At 64.6% G+C, this 15,423-nt stretch carries 13 protein-coding genes; 8 read left to right on the forward strand and 5 right to left on the reverse strand.

Annotated elements, in window-relative coordinates:
* The first annotated feature begins 2 nt into the window (after positions 1-2).
* The 3 genes from ACKWRH_RS38930 (at position 3) to ACKWRH_RS38940 (ending at position 2,880) form a co-directional block, all read left to right on the forward strand.
* A complete protein-coding gene (locus ACKWRH_RS38930; protein ID WP_445217862.1) occupies positions 3-1,049 on the forward strand; it encodes a glycosyltransferase family 2 protein in 1,047 nt (348 codons plus the stop codon).
* The gene (locus tag ACKWRH_RS38935; protein ID WP_445217863.1) at positions 1,046-1,891 is read left to right on the forward strand and encodes a ChbG/HpnK family deacetylase; all 846 of its coding nucleotides are present in this window, start codon (positions 1,046-1,048) and stop codon (positions 1,889-1,891) included. Before ACKWRH_RS38930 ends, ACKWRH_RS38935 begins: the two co-directional genes overlap by 4 nt.
* Before the next feature lie 125 nt (positions 1,892-2,016).
* Positions 2,017-2,880: a DUF2076 domain-containing protein gene (locus ACKWRH_RS38940; protein WP_445217864.1), complete on the forward strand. Its 864-nt coding sequence runs from the start codon at positions 2,017-2,019 to the stop codon at positions 2,878-2,880.
* A gap of 113 nt (positions 2,881-2,993) precedes the next feature.
* On the opposite strand, the gene ACKWRH_RS38945 is transcribed toward ACKWRH_RS38940, so the two are convergent.
* Entirely contained in the window at positions 2,994-3,809 is an 816-nt protein-coding gene (locus ACKWRH_RS38945; protein ID WP_445217865.1) for a L,D-transpeptidase, read from the reverse strand.
* A gap of 314 nt (positions 3,810-4,123) precedes the next feature.
* On the opposite strand from ACKWRH_RS38945, the gene ACKWRH_RS38950 reads away from it, so the two are divergent.
* A complete protein-coding gene (locus tag ACKWRH_RS38950) occupies positions 4,124-4,903 on the forward strand; it encodes a protein phosphatase CheZ (protein WP_028157918.1) in 780 nt (259 codons plus the stop codon).
* A gap of 193 nt (positions 4,904-5,096) precedes the next feature.
* On the opposite strand, the gene ACKWRH_RS38955 is transcribed toward ACKWRH_RS38950, so the two are convergent.
* Positions 5,097-5,618: a hypothetical protein gene (locus ACKWRH_RS38955; RefSeq protein WP_445217866.1), complete on the reverse strand. Its 522-nt coding sequence runs from the start codon at positions 5,616-5,618 to the stop codon at positions 5,097-5,099.
* A 329-nt stretch (positions 5,619-5,947) separates the two neighbouring features.
* On the opposite strand from ACKWRH_RS38955, the gene ACKWRH_RS38960 reads away from it, so the two are divergent.
* From ACKWRH_RS38960 to ACKWRH_RS38970, 3 genes are all read left to right on the forward strand, one after another.
* Positions 5,948-6,244 carry a co-chaperone GroES gene (locus ACKWRH_RS38960; RefSeq protein ID WP_014491914.1) on the forward strand — a complete coding sequence of 99 codons (297 nt, stop codon included), beginning with the start codon at positions 5,948-5,950 and terminating at the stop codon, positions 6,242-6,244.
* Between the two features lie 108 nt (positions 6,245-6,352).
* A complete protein-coding gene (gene groL, locus ACKWRH_RS38965; protein ID WP_445217867.1) occupies positions 6,353-7,984 on the forward strand; it encodes a chaperonin GroEL in 1,632 nt (543 codons plus the stop codon).
* Positions 7,985-8,127: 143 nt separating this feature from the next.
* Entirely contained in the window at positions 8,128-9,339 is a 1,212-nt protein-coding gene (locus ACKWRH_RS38970; RefSeq protein ID WP_445217868.1) for a hypothetical protein, read from the forward strand.
* A gap of 201 nt (positions 9,340-9,540) precedes the next feature.
* On the opposite strand, the gene ACKWRH_RS38975 is transcribed toward ACKWRH_RS38970, so the two are convergent.
* Both ACKWRH_RS38975 and ACKWRH_RS38980 read right to left on the reverse strand, forming a co-directional pair.
* Positions 9,541-9,939 (reverse strand): META domain-containing protein, encoded by a 399-nt coding sequence (locus ACKWRH_RS38975; protein ID WP_071909503.1) that lies wholly within the window; start codon positions 9,937-9,939, stop codon positions 9,541-9,543.
* A gap of 242 nt (positions 9,940-10,181) precedes the next feature.
* The gene (locus ACKWRH_RS38980; RefSeq protein WP_445217869.1) at positions 10,182-11,846 is read right to left on the reverse strand and encodes an L-lactate permease; all 1,665 of its coding nucleotides are present in this window, start codon (positions 11,844-11,846) and stop codon (positions 10,182-10,184) included.
* A gap of 311 nt (positions 11,847-12,157) precedes the next feature.
* Here ACKWRH_RS38980 and ACKWRH_RS38985 point away from each other — a divergent pair, with 311 nt between their 5' ends.
* Positions 12,158-13,918, forward strand: coding sequence for an ABC transporter ATP-binding protein/permease (locus ACKWRH_RS38985; protein WP_445217870.1), 1,761 nt, complete (start codon positions 12,158-12,160; stop codon positions 13,916-13,918).
* Positions 13,919-14,174: 256 nt separating this feature from the next.
* On the opposite strand, the gene ACKWRH_RS38990 is transcribed toward ACKWRH_RS38985, so the two are convergent.
* Complete coding sequence (locus ACKWRH_RS38990; protein ID WP_071909500.1) at positions 14,175-15,206, reverse strand: TorF family putative porin; 1,032 nt, start codon at positions 15,204-15,206, stop codon at positions 14,175-14,177.
* Positions 15,207-15,423: the final 217 nt, after the last annotated feature.

Genomic DNA, 15,423 nt, shown 5'->3' on the forward strand with positions numbered 1-15,423 from the left:
CAATGACGCTGGGCTCTGACGTTTCCGGCATGACGACCACCGCGGCCAGTGCCGCCGCGAAGGGGCTGTCGATTGTCGTCCCCGTCTACAACGAGGCGGCGGGCCTCGCCGCCCTGCACCAGCGCATCTGCGATCTCGCCAAGACGCTGCGGCAGCGCTATCGCCTCGGCTGCGAGGTCGTCTATGTCGACGACGGCAGCGCGGACGCGACGCTCTCGATCGCCCGGTCGCTGCCGGCCGACGCGGTCGACGTCCAGGTGGTGTCGCTGTCGCGCAATTTCGGCAAGGAAGCCGCCCTGATGGCCGGCCTCGACCATGCCAGGCTCGGCGCCGTGATGTTCATGGACGGCGACGGCCAGCATCCGCCGGCCCTGGTCGAGCAGCTGGTGCGGCACTGGATCGAGGACGGCTACGACGTCGTCTATACCGCCAAGGCGCATCGCGACAACGAGCCCTTCCTGCGCCGCGTCGCCGTGCGCGGGTTCTATTCGCTGATCAATTGGGGCGCGCGCCAGAAGATCCCCGAAGACGCCGGCGACTTCCGCCTGCTGTCGCCGCGCGCGGTCGCAGCGCTCAGGCAGCTGCCGGAGCGCAACCGCTTCTTCAAGGGCCTCGCGAGCTGGATCGGCTTCCGCCAGATCCGCGTCGACTACGAGCCCGCGCCGCGCACCCATGGCGTGACGACCTTCAGCGCCGCGCGCCTGCTCGGTCTTTCGATCGAAGGAGTGACCTCGTTCTCGGTGGCACCGCTGCGCTTCGCCAGCCTGCTCGGCGTGATCCTCGCCGGCGGCGCCTTCCTGTTCGGCCTCTCGATCCTCTGGGAGGTCTGGACCACGGGCAAGCAAGTGCCCGGCTATCCCTCGCTCGTGATCGGCCTGATGACCATCGGCGGCGTGCAGCTCATCATGATCGGCATCGTCGGCGAATATATCGGCAAGATCCTGTCCGAGCTGAAGGCGCGCCCGATCTACTTCGTCGCCGAGCACAGCGAAAAGCATTTCGAGACCGGGAAGGCCGACGACGCCTCGAAGAGGACGGCCGCCGAATGAGCGGGGCCGCGGGCCTGCGGCGGATCTGGCTCTGCGCCGACGATTACGGCATCAGCCCGGGCGTCAATCGCGCCATCCGCGACCTTATCGAACGCGGCCGTCTCAATGCCACCTCGGTGATGATGGTGGGACCGGCGATCGAGCGCGGCGAGATCGAGGCGCTCCAGACGGCGGCGAAAGCGAGCCCGCGCTGCGCGATCGGCTTGCACGTGACATTGTCGGCGCCGTTCCGGCCGCTCACCATGCATTTCCGACCGCTGGACGGCGACATGTTCATGCCGTTCCCGAAACTGCTGCGCGCCGGCCTTGCACGCCGGCTCGACCGCGAATTCTTTCGCAACGAGGTCAAGGCGCAGCTGGCGGCGTTCGCGGAGGCGTTCGGGCGCGCGCCTGACTTCGTCGACGGCCATCAGCATGTGCAGCTCTATCCGCAGGTGCGCGACGGCTTTGTCGATGCGGTCAGCGAAGCCGCGCCCAAAGCCTGGGTCCGCCAGGGCGGGCGCGACCTGCCGCTTGTGCAGCGGCTGGCCTCACCAAAAGCCATGGTGCTCGATATCCTGAGCGCACAATTCCGTCGCCGCGCCGCCAGGGCCGGCCTCAGCTTCAATCCCGGCTTCGCCGGCGCCTATGATTTTACCCGCGAGGCCGATTTCGGCGCGTTGATGCGGCAGTTTCTGGAAGGCCTCCCCGATGGCGGCCTCGTGATGTGCCACCCCGGCTTCGTCGACGAGATCCTCACCGGCCTCGATCCGATGACGGACGTCCGCGAACGCGAGCACGCTTATCTCTCGGGCGATGCGTTTGCGCGCCTGCTGGCCGACAGCGGCGTCACGCTGGGGTGAAACCGGTGGAAAGCAAGCCGCCGGGCAGCTTGTCGCATACCGAAATTTAATCCGGCCGGCACTGTTGGGGCCACAATGGAACCCTACATCTGCCTCGCGCTTGGTTTGAGCGAGGGAGACTGATCATGACGCCGCAGGAACGCCAGCTCGTCGACGAGCTTTTCGACCGGCTTTCGAAACTGGAAAACGCACCGCGCGATCCCGACGCGATCGCCGCGATCTCCGATGGCCTGCGCAAGGCCCCCGGCGCCGTCTACGCGCTGGTGCAGACCACGCTGTTGCAGGACGAAGCGCTGAAGCGCGCCCATAACCGCATCCAGGAGCTGGAAGCGGCCCATGCGCCTGAGCAGGCGCAGTCCGGCGGCTTCCTCGATACCATGCGCGACTCGCTGTTCGGCGGAGGCCCCTCGCGCGGCTCGGTTCCGAACGTGCCGCCGCGTGACACGCGGCCGGTCTGGAACACCGGCCAGGCGATGCCGCAGACGCAGCCCGGTTACGGCGCGCCGCCTCCTTATGGACAGGCTTACGGCCAAGGTCCGGGTCAGGCTCCGGGTCAGGGCTATGGCGCCCCGCCGATGGGCGGTGGCGGCGGCTCGTTCCTCGGCACCGCGGCGGCAGCCGCGGCCGGCGTCGTCGGCGGCTCTCTGCTGCTCTCCAGCATCCGCGGCATGATGGGCGGATCGCACCAGCAGGCCTTCGGCGACACCAACGCGCTCGGCGACCGCAGCGCTGGTGGAAGTCCCTGGGGCGGCAGCGACCAGTCCGGCGGCTCGCTTGCGCGCGATGCCGGTCTCAACGACATCGGCTCCAACCGCGACCGCGACGACGGTTCCCGCCAGGGCTTCACCGACCAGGCGTCGAACGACCGGGACAACAACAACAACGATCAGAACTACGACGACAACGACCACGACGACGGCAATATGGACATAGCCGACGACGACAGCGATTTCGGCGGCGGAGACGATGGCGGCAGCGACTACGCGTGAGGCCGTTCAATCGTCTTGCAAACAAAAACGGCCGCCCAGGAGGCGGCCGTTTTCATGTCGAGCGTCAGGCGTTGGCCTCTTCCCTTCTCCTATTGTGGGAGAAGGTAAGAACATCACATCACCACGACCTTGGTGCCGACATTGACGCGGCCGTAGAGGTCGATGACGTCCTCGTTGCGCATGCGGATGCAGCCGGAGGAGACGTTGGTGCCGATGGTCCAGGGCTCGTTGGAGCCGTGGATGCGGTAGAGCGTCGAGCCCAGATACATCGCGCGCGCACCGAGCGGATTTTCCGGGCCGCCTTCCATGTGCCGCGGCAGGTCGGGCCGGCGCGCGATCATTTCCGCCGGCGGCGTCCAGTCCGGCCATTCGCGCTTGGCCGTGATCGACTTCACGCCGGACCAGGTGAAGCCGGGACGGCCGACGCCGATGCCGTAGCGCATCGCCCGGCCGTTGCCCTCGACCAGATAGAGGAACTTGTTCGGCGTATCGACCACGATGGTGCCGGCAGTTTCCTTGCCGCTATAGTCGACGGATTGCTTCTCGAATCTCGGATCGAACGGACGCTGGCGCGGATCGACCGCCTCCTGCTGGAGACCTGCGCCTTGCTGATATCCACCCTGCATCTGCGGCTCGCCCATCGGCGGCAGACGGCGCTGGTCGTAATAGCCGGGCTGCTGCTGATAGACCGGCTGCTGCGGCGCGTAGGCCGGGCCGCGGCCGGGACCGTCACCGAACAGGAACTCGATGAAGCCGCCGCCCATGTTCGCATTGGAGGCGACGCGCACCGGCGCCCGCGGCACCTGCGGCTGGTAGAGCACCGCAGGCGGATCATTGGGCACACTATTGTCGAAGGCGTTGGCGCTGCTCGCGCCGGCAATGAAGGTGCAAGCGCTGCCGAGCAGCGCGACAGACATTTTCTTGAACATCGACGTACTCTGTACTGTTTCGTCTAGATCACATGCGTCGTGCAGAGCCGATGGCTGATCGGCGACCGCGACGTGGTCAATAAAGAGCAAAAGCCGTTTTGTTTGGTAAACGTATCAGCCGTTTCGATTCACCACGTCGCGAGCGAGGGTGCAATTTGGCGATCAGCGTTTATTTTCGATGAACGCCGCAGGCCCATGGTTAATCGCTTCTTTTCGAGGCGTCGCGTGCAGCCGCTCAACAGTTCCCGCTGTGAACCTCGTGTTAAATCGCTTCTGCCTACAAAGACGCGTGAGTGAGGTGGGGGGAGTTCCTGATGGCTATTCACCGCAAACGTTTTCGTGTCGAAGAGGCTATTGTCGGCGAGATGCCCAGCCCCGAAATGATTGAGGAGGCTGCGCCGATGCATAACGAGATCATGGCGGAGCTGCGTGCGATCCGCGCACAGATGGCGAAGGGCACTGTGCCCTTGTCCGGCAGCGCAGCCATGGCGGCGATCGACGCCTCCACCGCCCACGAGCTCTCCGAGGCTCGTACCATGCTCGATACCTACCGGGCGCAGATCGAGCAGTGCGAGAAGCTGAAGGTCGAGCTCGACCTCATCCACGACGCCATCGACCGCACCAAGCGCGAGATCGCGACGCTGCACGGCAAGAGCTTCGACGGCGGCGAAATGGCCAAGGTCAATGGCGAGCTCGGCGCGGTCGTCGGCGGCACCGAGCAGGCAACCCAGCAGATCCTCGAAGCCGCCGAGTCGATCGACCAGGCGGCCAGCGCGATGTCCAAGGTGCAATCGGCCGACCAGCAGAAGCGGCTCGCCGACGACATCCAGGAACGCGTCATCTCGATCTTCGAAGCCTGCAACTTCCAGGACCTGACCGGCCAGCGCATCAGCAAGGTCATGACCACGATGAAGTTCATCGAGCAGCACATCAATGCGATGATGGAGATCTGGGGCGGCGTCGACGCGATCAAGGCCCATGTGCCGGCGCCGGCCGACACCCGCAGCGAGGACGAAAAGCTCCTCAACGGCCCCAAGCTCGCCGGCGACGTCGGCCACGCCTCGCAAGACGACATCGACGCGCTGTTCGACTGATCGGGCGCGACATTACGGAAAAAAGCAAAACGCCGGCGAGAGCCGGCGTTTTTGTTTGTGGGGGCCATCCCCTCAACTGTCATCGCCCGGCTTGACCGGGCGATCCAGTATTCCAGAGGCGGCGGTGATTGAGCCGATAGGCCACGGTGTACTGGATGCCCCGGTCAAGCCGGGGCATGACGAAGTAGAGAGACTACGCCCTCGGCGCGCAGCGGACGTAGACCATGTTGCCGTAACGGGTGGCGGCGTCCTTGTCGATGAAGCGGGTAATCAGGACGCGGCCGTCGAAGGAGACGATCTCGCGGTCCTGCTCGCCGGGGGTCGGACCCGCCGGCCCGATGTAGTTCTTGCCGCTGGGCGAGCCCTTCAGCCGCAGCTCCTGCGGCGTCGCCTGGTCGGCGAGATGCATGATCACGCCGCCGGAGGAACCGGCGGTGATCACGTAGGGATTCTTGCACTGCGATCGGGCCGCAGCCTCGGTGCGGGCGCGGTCGGCCGGGTTCTGGAACGAAGCGAGACCCCAGCGGCCGACGATCTCGTCGGCGCGGATGCTCGCCGGCATTTCCGGGCCGGTGCCGGGCTCGGCCTCGGGCGGCGGCGAAGACGACGAGAACGACGGTAGGCTCATGCCGCCGCCGCAGGCGCCAAGCAGCAGCGCCAGGCAAGAGGCGGCCGCCAGATTGGCAACCGTGCGTGCGTGAGCTGACCTGATCATGACATTCCCCCGAGCAAACCGTCCCCCAAACGAGACCCCGACCGCATCCCTCCTGCAGCCAAGCGCAAAACCGCTGTCGGAGCAATGACGTCCTTTATACGCCAGCGCGACCAATAAGTTTCTGTAGACACGATCCTATATCCGCCTCACCAATCGCTTAACCACCCTTGCTTGACAGGATCGCGGCCAAGCCATATTTCCGGGCGCACTATTAGCACTCGGAAAGCCCGATTGCTAAGCGCGCCGTTCGATCCTCGGCAAGAGGGTGGACGGACGCCGCCCCTACCCACTTCCATTCCTTCCGAAGCGAGCCTCCAAAGGGAAACGTCATGGCTAAATCCAAATTTCGTCCGCTGCATGACCGTGTCGTGGTCAAACGTATCGACGCCGAGGAAAAGACCAAGGGCGGCATCATCATTCCGGACACCGCCAAGGAAAAGCCGTCCCAGGGCGAGGTCGTCGCCGTCGGCCCCGGCGGCCGCGACGAGGCCGGCAAGCTGATCCCGATCGACCTCAAGGTCGGCGACCGCGTGCTGTTCGGCAAGTGGTCCGGCACCGAGGTCAAGATCGACAACGAAGAGCTCCTGATCATGAAGGAGTCGGACATCATGGGTGTCATGGCCTAAGGCCGTCAGCCTGAACAGCCGCTGAATGTCATGCCCGGATCGCGCGATCCGGGCATTCGGTCATTCCGCAAGCGGCAGACACATCACGAAACACGAGGGATTGAAGAAATGGCTGCCAAAGACGTCAAGTTTTCCGGAGACGCGCGCGAACGCATGCTGCGCGGCGTCGACATTCTCGCCAACGCCGTCAAGGTGACGCTCGGTCCGAAGGGCCGCAACGTCGTCATCGAGAAGAGCTTCGGCGCACCCCGCATCACCAAGGACGGCGTCACCGTCGCCAAGGAGATCGAGCTCGAGGACAAGTTCGAGAACATGGGCGCGCAGATGCTGCGCGAAGTCGCCTCCAAGACCAACGACACCGCCGGCGACGGCACCACCACCGCGACCGTGCTGGCCCAGGCGATCGTGCGCGAAGGCGCCAAGGCGGTTGCCGCCGGCATGAACCCGATGGACCTCAAGCGCGGCATCGACACCGCGGTTACGGCGGTGATCAAGGACATCGAGAAGCGCGCCAAGCCGGTCGCCGCCTCCTCCGAGGTCGCCCAGGTCGGCACCATCTCGGCCAACGGCGATGCCGCCATCGGCAAGATGATCGCCCAGGCGATGCAGAAGGTCGGCAACGAGGGCGTCATCACCGTCGAGGAAAACAAGTCGCTCGACACCGAGGTCGACATCGTCGAAGGCATGAAGTTCGACCGCGGCTATCTGTCGCCCTACTTCGTCACCAACGCCGAGAAGATGACCGCCGAGCTCGAGGACGCCTACATCCTCCTGCACGAGAAGAAGCTGTCCGGCCTGCAGGCCATGCTGCCGGTGCTGGAAGCCGTGGTGCAGTCGGGCAAGCCGCTCGTCATCATCGCCGAGGACGTCGAGGGCGAGGCGCTGGCCACCCTGGTCGTCAACCGCCTGCGTGGCGGCCTGAAGGTCGCCGCCGTCAAGGCGCCGGGCTTCGGCGACCGCCGCAAGGCCATGCTCGAGGACCTCGCGATCCTCACCGGCGGCCAGCTCATCTCCGAAGACCTCGGCATCAAGCTCGAGAACGTCACGGTGAAGATGCTCGGTCGTGCCGGCAAGGTCGTGATCGACAAGGAGAACACCACGATCGTCAAGGGCGCCGGCAAGAAGCCGGAGATCGAGGCCCGCGTCGGCCAGATCAAGGCCCAGATCGAGGAGACCACCTCGGACTACGACCGTGAGAAGCTCCAGGAGCGCCTCGCCAAGCTCGCCGGCGGCGTCGCGGTGATCCGCGTCGGCGGCGCGACCGAGATCGAGGTCAAGGAGAAGAAGGACCGCGTCGAGGACGCGCTCAACGCCACCCGCGCCGCGGTGCAGGAAGGCATCGTTCCCGGCGGCGGCGTCGCGCTGCTGCGGGCCAAGAAGGCCGTGGGCCGTCTCACCAACGCCAATGCCGACGTCCAGGCCGGCATCAACATCGTGCTGAAGGCGTTGGAAGCCCCGATCCGCCAGATCTCCGAGAACGCGGGCGTGGAAGGCTCGATCGTGGTCGGCAAGATCCTGGAGAACAAGTCCGAGACCTTCGGCTTCGACGCCCAGAACGAGGACTATGTCGACATGGTCGAGAAGGGCATCATCGATCCCGCCAAGGTGGTCCGCACCGCGCTGCAGGACGCCTCGTCCGTGGCCGGCCTGCTGGTGACCACCGAGGCCATGGTCGCCGAAGCGCCGAAGAAGGAAGCTCCGCCCGCCATGCCGGGCGGCGGCGGCATGGGCGGCTTCTAAGCCTCCGTTCCATTACAATGTTGCGAAGGCCGCCTCCGGGCGGCCTTCTTTTTTGCCGACCCTGCCCCTTCTGCTTTCCAATTCAACCGGCGGCCAAAACCCACTACGGTGGCGCGCCGATTCGATTGCGCGAGGATTCATCGATGCGTGCGCTTCTGGTTTGTTCGACAGCCCTTTTGGCGGCCCTGCTCGCCGTCTCGCCCGATGTCGCATCGGCCCAGATGAAGCTGTCGCCGAAGGCCACGGCGCCGGGCGGGACGGAGACCCGCTATTTCACCTCGATCGACGGGCTGATGGACGGCAATGCCGACGTGATCCTGAAGGAGACGCGGCAGGGCAAGACGGTGACGGCGGCCGTGCTCGACGTCTGCTATCCCGTCGCAAAAAATTCCGACCGCAAGGACCGCTTCGTCGTCAATCTCCAGGTCGCGGGCCAGAACCTGACGGGCACGACGCAGAGCCTCGGCGAGAAGGCGCCCGTCACCGTCAAGCTGCTGCGCAAACAGGCCGGCGACACGTTCGAGTTCCGCGGCCAGATCGCGATCGGCCAGGCCGTGACCGAGGTCACCTCGCCCGACAATTCCGATCTCAGCGAGAAGGAATTCCAGGACAACCAGACCTCCGACGACGGCATCACACCGCAGCCGAAGGATTTCACCGACGTCTCGCCGGAAGCGATCGCGGTCAAGGTCAAGCTGGATGCGGCGACCGAGTTCCTGAAGAGCCTGAAGGGCCAGGACATCGAGGTGACGCTGGCGAGCCTGACCGTCGGCTGCGACGCGCTGCGTGCCGGCGAGCAGACCATCAACATGTCGGTTGATCCGGAACGCGCCGGCGCGCTGCTGGCGAAGTTCAAGGCGATGCCCGGCGTCACCGCGGCGGGCTGGACCGCGGGCATGACCGAGATGGACCGCACTATCCGCTTTCCCGCGGCCGACTGGCGCGACGGCGACAAGATCAGCCGGGACAAGCTCGCCTCAGCCGTCGCCGGCGTGCTGAGCCGGACGCTTGCGGCAAAGCAGGTCTCGCACAGCTTCAACCCGGCCACCGGCAAGCTCAAGCTCGCCTTCAAGCGGCCGAACCAGGATTTTCCGGCACTCGAGCTCACCGACACGATCGAAGTTGCTGGCCTCATCTCACCCGACAAGCCCGGCACAACCGACAAACTGATGCTCTGGATCGGCAGCCCCTCGACCACGACCGCCGATGAGAGCAGCGGCGCCAAGCTCAATCTCTCGGATGACGCTTCGGCCGACGAGGAAGGCGATCAGCCCGACGACAACGGCTCGATGGAGGCGCTCGCCAAGGAGCTGAAGGGGCAGCGCTGGGACGCCGACAAGTCGGTGTGGAAGTAGGCGCAGACACCCACTCTCGCAGTCATCGCCCGGCTTGACCGGGCGATCCAGTACTCCGAGACAGTTGTGGTTGAATCGAGAGGTCGCGGCGTACTGCGTGCCCCGGTCCCGGCTCCGCCAAGGCTACGCCGGGCCACAAGCTCGCTCGGCCGCCGAAGCTTCAGCGAAGGCGGCAAGCCGGGGCACGACAGCGAGCGCGCCTCAATTCCCCGTCGTCCTGAAGCGCAGCGGCTTGGGGCCGATCAGCGTCAGCACGTCGCCCTGGCGCTTCCAGGTCTCGACGCTGCCCAGTGCTGCGACGAGTTCGTCGTCGGCCTGCGCCCTGGCCGGCGGGCAGGAACGGTCCTGGATCTGGCCGGGCACGAAGATCACTGTGTTGCCGGCGACCGAGAACTGGCCCTTGCCGCCTTTGCACCAGAGCTCCAGCACGACTTCGCCATTGTCGCCGATCTCGATGTTCGGAATCCGCTTCGAGCCCGGCTGCGGTAGGGCCTCCAGCGTCATCTCGGTACCGAACGGAAAACCGTCCTCTGCACGCGCGAGCGTGGACATCGCGAGCATTGCAACCGCCAAACACGCCATCTGCTTGAGCGAAACCATGAGACCTCTCGACCGACCTGATTTGCGGCACCTTCTATAAGACGGCGGCGCCGTTGAGAAGGTTCGCGGGGGCTAAAGCGCGATGAGATTGGGACGAATCGTCATCGCGCTTCAGGTTGTTGTTAGAGCATGATCTTTCCGGAAAACCGCTTCGCACTCTTCCGGATCATGCTTTAGATGCAAAAATCCCCGCAAGGCGGCGGAGCCCTGCGGGGATTTGCGTTGAAGCGAGGCGTGGCCTGCTACTTCAGCACCATCGCCGTGAACGGCCAGACATAGGCCTGCAACGTCACGAGCACGCCGACGAGACAGGCCAGCACGATCGAGTGCCAGAACACGAAACGCAGGATCGTGCCCTCGTGCCCGTACCACCGCGTGGCCGTCGAGGCGACGACGATCGATTGCGCATCGATCATCTTGCCCATCACGCCGCCGGACGAGTTCGCGGCCGCCATCAGAACCGGCGACAGGCCGAGCTGCTCGGAGGTGATCTTTTGCAAATTACCGAACAGGATGTTCGACGCCGTATCCGATCCCGTCAGCGCCACGCCCAGCCAGCCGAGCAGCGTGCCGAAGAAGGGATAGAGCACGCCGGTTGCGGCGAAGGCGAGGCCGAGCGTCGCGTCGACGCCGGACAGCCGCGTCAACGTACCGATCGCGAGCATCGCCGAGATCGTGATCAGCGAGATCGCGCACAGCCGGATGGTGCGGCCATACTCGACCAGCAGCCGTCCCGGGCCGACGCCCATCAGGAAGCCCGAGACGATCGCCGCGATCAGCATGCCCGTGCCGGTGAAGGACAGATAGGTGAACGCGAACACCGCGCCTTCCGGCGTCGGCTTGGCCGCCACCGGCGGCACCTTGTTGATCATCTGGTGCAGATCGGGAACGGCGTAGTTCCAGGTGAAGATCCCGTTCGCCCAGGTCTTGAAGGCACCGTTGCCCCAGATCAGCATCACGATACAGACGATGATCCACGGCAGCAGCGCGCTCCACAGTTCGGACTGGGTGAGCGGCGTCTTGTCGAGCGGCGTTGCCTTTTCCATCTGCGCGGCCGACTCGTCGTGGCCGCGCAGTTCCGGCGATGTCCAGAGCTGCCTCGGCTGCCACACCTTCAGGAACAGGATCAGCGCGCCCATCGAGATCAGCGACGCCCCGATGTCGACGATCCAGGGATTGATGAAGTTCGAGATCACGAATTGCGGGACCGCGAACGACACACCAGTGACGAGGATCGCCGGCCAGACGTCCTTCATGCCGCGCCAACCCGCGAACGCCCACACCACCCAGAACGGCACGATCAGCGAGAAGAACGGCAATTGCCGTCCGACCATCGCGCCGAGGATGTAGGGATCGAGCCCGGTGACGGACGCAAGGCCCTGGATCGGCGTGCCGAGCGCGCCATAAGCGACCGGCGCGGTGTTGGCGATGAGTGACAAGCCTGATGCCGCGAGCGGCGAGAAGCCGAGGCCGATCAGCACGGCACCGGTGATAGCGACCGGCGTGCCGAAGCCCGAAGCACCCTCAAAGAACGCGCCGAACGAGAACGCGACCAGCAGGAGCTGCAAGCGCCGGTCCTCGGTGACACCGCCGATGGCGCGCTTGAGCAATTCGAAGCGCCCGGTGGACACTGTCACCTGATAGAGGAAGATGACGTTGAGGACGATCCAGCCGATCGGAAAGAAGCCCGTCACGACGCCGAGGATCGAGGCGCGGATCGACATACCCGCCGGCATCGTGAAGACGAAGATCGTGATCAGGTTGGTGATGATCACGGCGATCACGGCTGCAATGTGCGCTTTCACGCGCCCGCTCGCGATCATGATCAAGAGCGAGACGACCGGTATGGCCGCCGCGATGGTCGACAGTGCCGCGTTGTTCAGCGGATTATAGATTTGATTCCACATGGCTTCCTCCCCCACGCCTGTTGCGGCAGGCGGCCCGCGTGGACAGCCGAACCTGCTTGACGCTGGAAGCGATAACCCCCGAGCTGGACGCGAATTCCTCGCGAGTGCGGCGGTTCCCGTCCGCTCACAAGCCCGCGAAGTCCCGGAGGCCCCCACCCCGCGCCGTTGTACCCATGCTAGGGTTGCAAGCTGCGACAAGCCAACGCAAATTGCTCAACTTGCGACTTTAGTCTAAGCGCGCCCGTTTCTGCCATTGCCACAGCCATTTGGCCTATGGCCGTTGTGCACATCCCCTCAGGAGACAGAGCTCTGTGAAGAACATCAGCGCCACGCTCGCGACAGTCTGGCGAATCGCCATCCCCTATTTCCGGTCCGAGGACAAATGGGCCGGCCGCGGCCTGCTCGGCGTCGTCATCGTGATGGAGCTGACCCTGGTGGCGATCAACGTGCTGCTCAATCAATGGCAGAACCGGTTCTACAGCGCACTCCAGGCCTACGATCTCAACGAGTTCGTCATGGAGGTCTGGATCTTCCTCGGCCTTGCTTTCACCTACGTCGCACTGGCCGTCTACAAGCTTTACCTGAACCAATGGCTCCAGATTCGCTGGCGGCGTTGGCTCACTCAACACTATCTCGGCGAATGGCTCGACGGCGCTACGCATTACCGCATGCAGCTCAAGGGCGACCCGGCCGACAATCCGGACCAGCGCATCACCGAGGACGTCAAGAACTTCGTCGAGCAAACGCTCGTCCTTGGCCTCGGTCTGCTGTCGTCGATCGTGACGCTGGCCTCGTTCGTCGTCATCCTCTGGGGTCTGTCCAACAAGGCCCCCCTGCACATCTACGGCACCGATTTCGTCATCCCGGGTTTTCTGGTCTGGTGCGCGCTGGTCTACGCGATCCTGGGGACGGGACTGACGCACTGGATCGGCGCACCGCTCATCAACCTCAATTTCGAGCAGCAGCGGTTCGAGGCTGACTTCCGCTTCAACCTCATCCGCGTGCGCGAAAATTCCGAGCAGATCGCGCTGTTGAAGGGTGAGAGCGCGGAGCAAGGGCATCTTCTGCACCGCTTCGGCTTCGTCATCGCCAACTGGTACGCGATCATGAGCCGGACCAAGCGCCTCACCGCCTTCACGGCAAGCTACGGGCAGGCTGCAACGATCTTTCCCTACGTCGTGGTTGCTCCTGCTTACTTCGCCAAACGCATCCAGCTCGGCGACATGATGCAGACCGGCTCGGCATTTGGCAGCGTGCAGGATGCGCTGTCTTTCTTCGTCACGGCCTACCGCTCGCTGGCCGAGTGGCGCGCGATCGTCGCCCGTCTCGACGGCTTCGAGATGTCGGTCAGTTCCGCTGCCAACATCGCGGCGCGCGAGCCGACCATCGGCGTTGCGCCATCGAACGGCAAGGCAATCACGCTTGCGCAGTTGCTGGTGAAGCTGCCGAACGGTGAGCCTCTGGTCAGCGCGGATGCCTTCATGGTCGAGCCGACGGAGCGGGTGCTGGTGACGGGACCTTCCGGTTCCGGCAAGTCGACGCTGTTCCGGGCCATCGCCGGCATCTGGCCCTTCGGCACCGGGGCAATCGCCATTCCCGAGAAGGCCAGGCTGATGATGCTCCCCCAGAGGCCGTATTTTCCGATCGGCCCGCTCGGCGACGCCGTGATCTACCCCGCCGCGCATGGCACGATCACGCCGGAGAAGATCGCGGAAGCGCTCAACTCGGTCGACATGCCGCGGCTGGCGAAACGGCTCGACGAGGAAGGCCATTGGAACCGGACGCTGTCGCTCGGCGAGCAGCAGCGCCTGGGGCTCGCGCGGGCCCTGCTGCACGTGCCGGACTACCTGTTCCTCGACGAGGCCACCGCGTCGCTCGACGAACCATCGGAGGCCCGGCTGTACCGGCTGCTGGTGGAGAAGCTGCCGCAGGCCACCATCGTCTCGATCGGCCACCGCTCGACGCTCGACGCCTTCCACACCCGCAAGGTGGCGTTGGTGAAGGACGGCGAGATCCACGTTCTCGGCAAGGACGGCGAGCCGGCCCAGGCGGAGCCGACCGCGGCGAGCTGAGGTGGCACAACCAGGCCTGAGGCTACCCTCGATAGGACCTTCGTTGCAGCCATCCTTCGAGACGCCCGCCTCCGGCGGGCTCCTCAGGATGAGGTCTGTCATCGCGGCAAGATCCCCGACCCTCGTGGTGAGGAGGGCCGCCTTGCGGCGCGTCTCGAACCATGCAGGCCGAGCGCTCTCACAGACGACCCCAAGCCCAAAGCAAAAGGGCGGCAGATTGCTCTGCCGCCCTCGTTAGGTCGTCTCGGGAAGAAACTTACTTCAGGTTGGTCATCGCCGTCAGGTCGACCGAGAGCTTGGCGACGCCGGCCGCGCTGCACCAGTTGGAGCCGAACGCCGTGGCCGCGTTCGCGCCGCCATTGATCGGCGTCACGAAACCGGGGCTGGAGTTGGTGGCCGAGAAGTCGCTGGTGAAGGCGTTGCAGTTACCCTTCGAGAGGTCGGTGTCGTAGTAGCGCAGATCGAGCGTGAACACCTTGTAGGTGAAGCCGACGCCGACGTTCCAGGTGTTGTAGCTCGGCTCCTTGATGCCGTTGGAATACAGCGGGTCGCCGGCAATGCCGTAGAAGATGTCGGAGGTGCCGAGCCACTGACGGCCGAATTCACCCGACACATACATGCCGACGCCGCTGGCACCGAACGTGGTGCTCGGCGCGGTCCACTTGGCAGTGATCGAGGCGTAGTTACCCCAGGCGCCGAGGTTCAGGAAGTTCGGCGAATAGTACTCGTTGAAGCCAACGACCCACTGGTCGTTGATGTTGAGATTCAGCTTGGCATAGACTTCGTAGAAGCTTGCGTCCTTCTTGGCGAAGTTGCCGTTGATCGGCAGGCCGATCGCGCCCTGCGAATTGTCGAGGCCGGTGCCGCAATTGCCCTGGGCGAGGGTGCCCTGCGAACCGAAGCAGCTTCCGCCCGGATAGAGGTAGCCCCAGATACCGAAATCGAAGGCGAACATGCCGAAGGTCGGGCGGATACCGCCGTAGATGTCGACTTCAGCCGCGGCGCGGTTCGGGAACGAGATGCTCTCCGCGGACGCACCGACGTAGAGCTGGAGGTCCTTGTTGACGTTGTAGCGCGGCTCGAAATAGGCCGCGACCGACGGGTTATGGTTCGACTGAGTAACGCCGCGGAAGATGTAATCGCTCATGATGCCGGCGCCGAAGGCGACATCCCAGGGGTCAAAGGCGGGCGGCGGCGGGGCCTTCAGAGCCTTGACCGGCATGTCTGCCGCGAAAGCCGAACCCGTCACCATTGCCAGCGCCGTTGCCAACAAAGCCACTTTTTTCATTTCGATCCCCATCACCAGTTCCACCCAGTCGGTTTCCCGGAAGCCCCCGGGCCGTACGACCTGACTGCAAAATTTCGTTACCGCGACAATCTGGCTGGGAGGACACGAACCGTGAAGCAAAAATCACGAGCATCTGCCGACTTTTTAGGCGTTCTGACACTTCTACAAAAGGTTGTCCGCCTGTGTTGCTTCCTGATCACATTATTTGCATTCCAAA

Source organism: Bradyrhizobium sp. Pa8, from assembly GCF_052588265.1.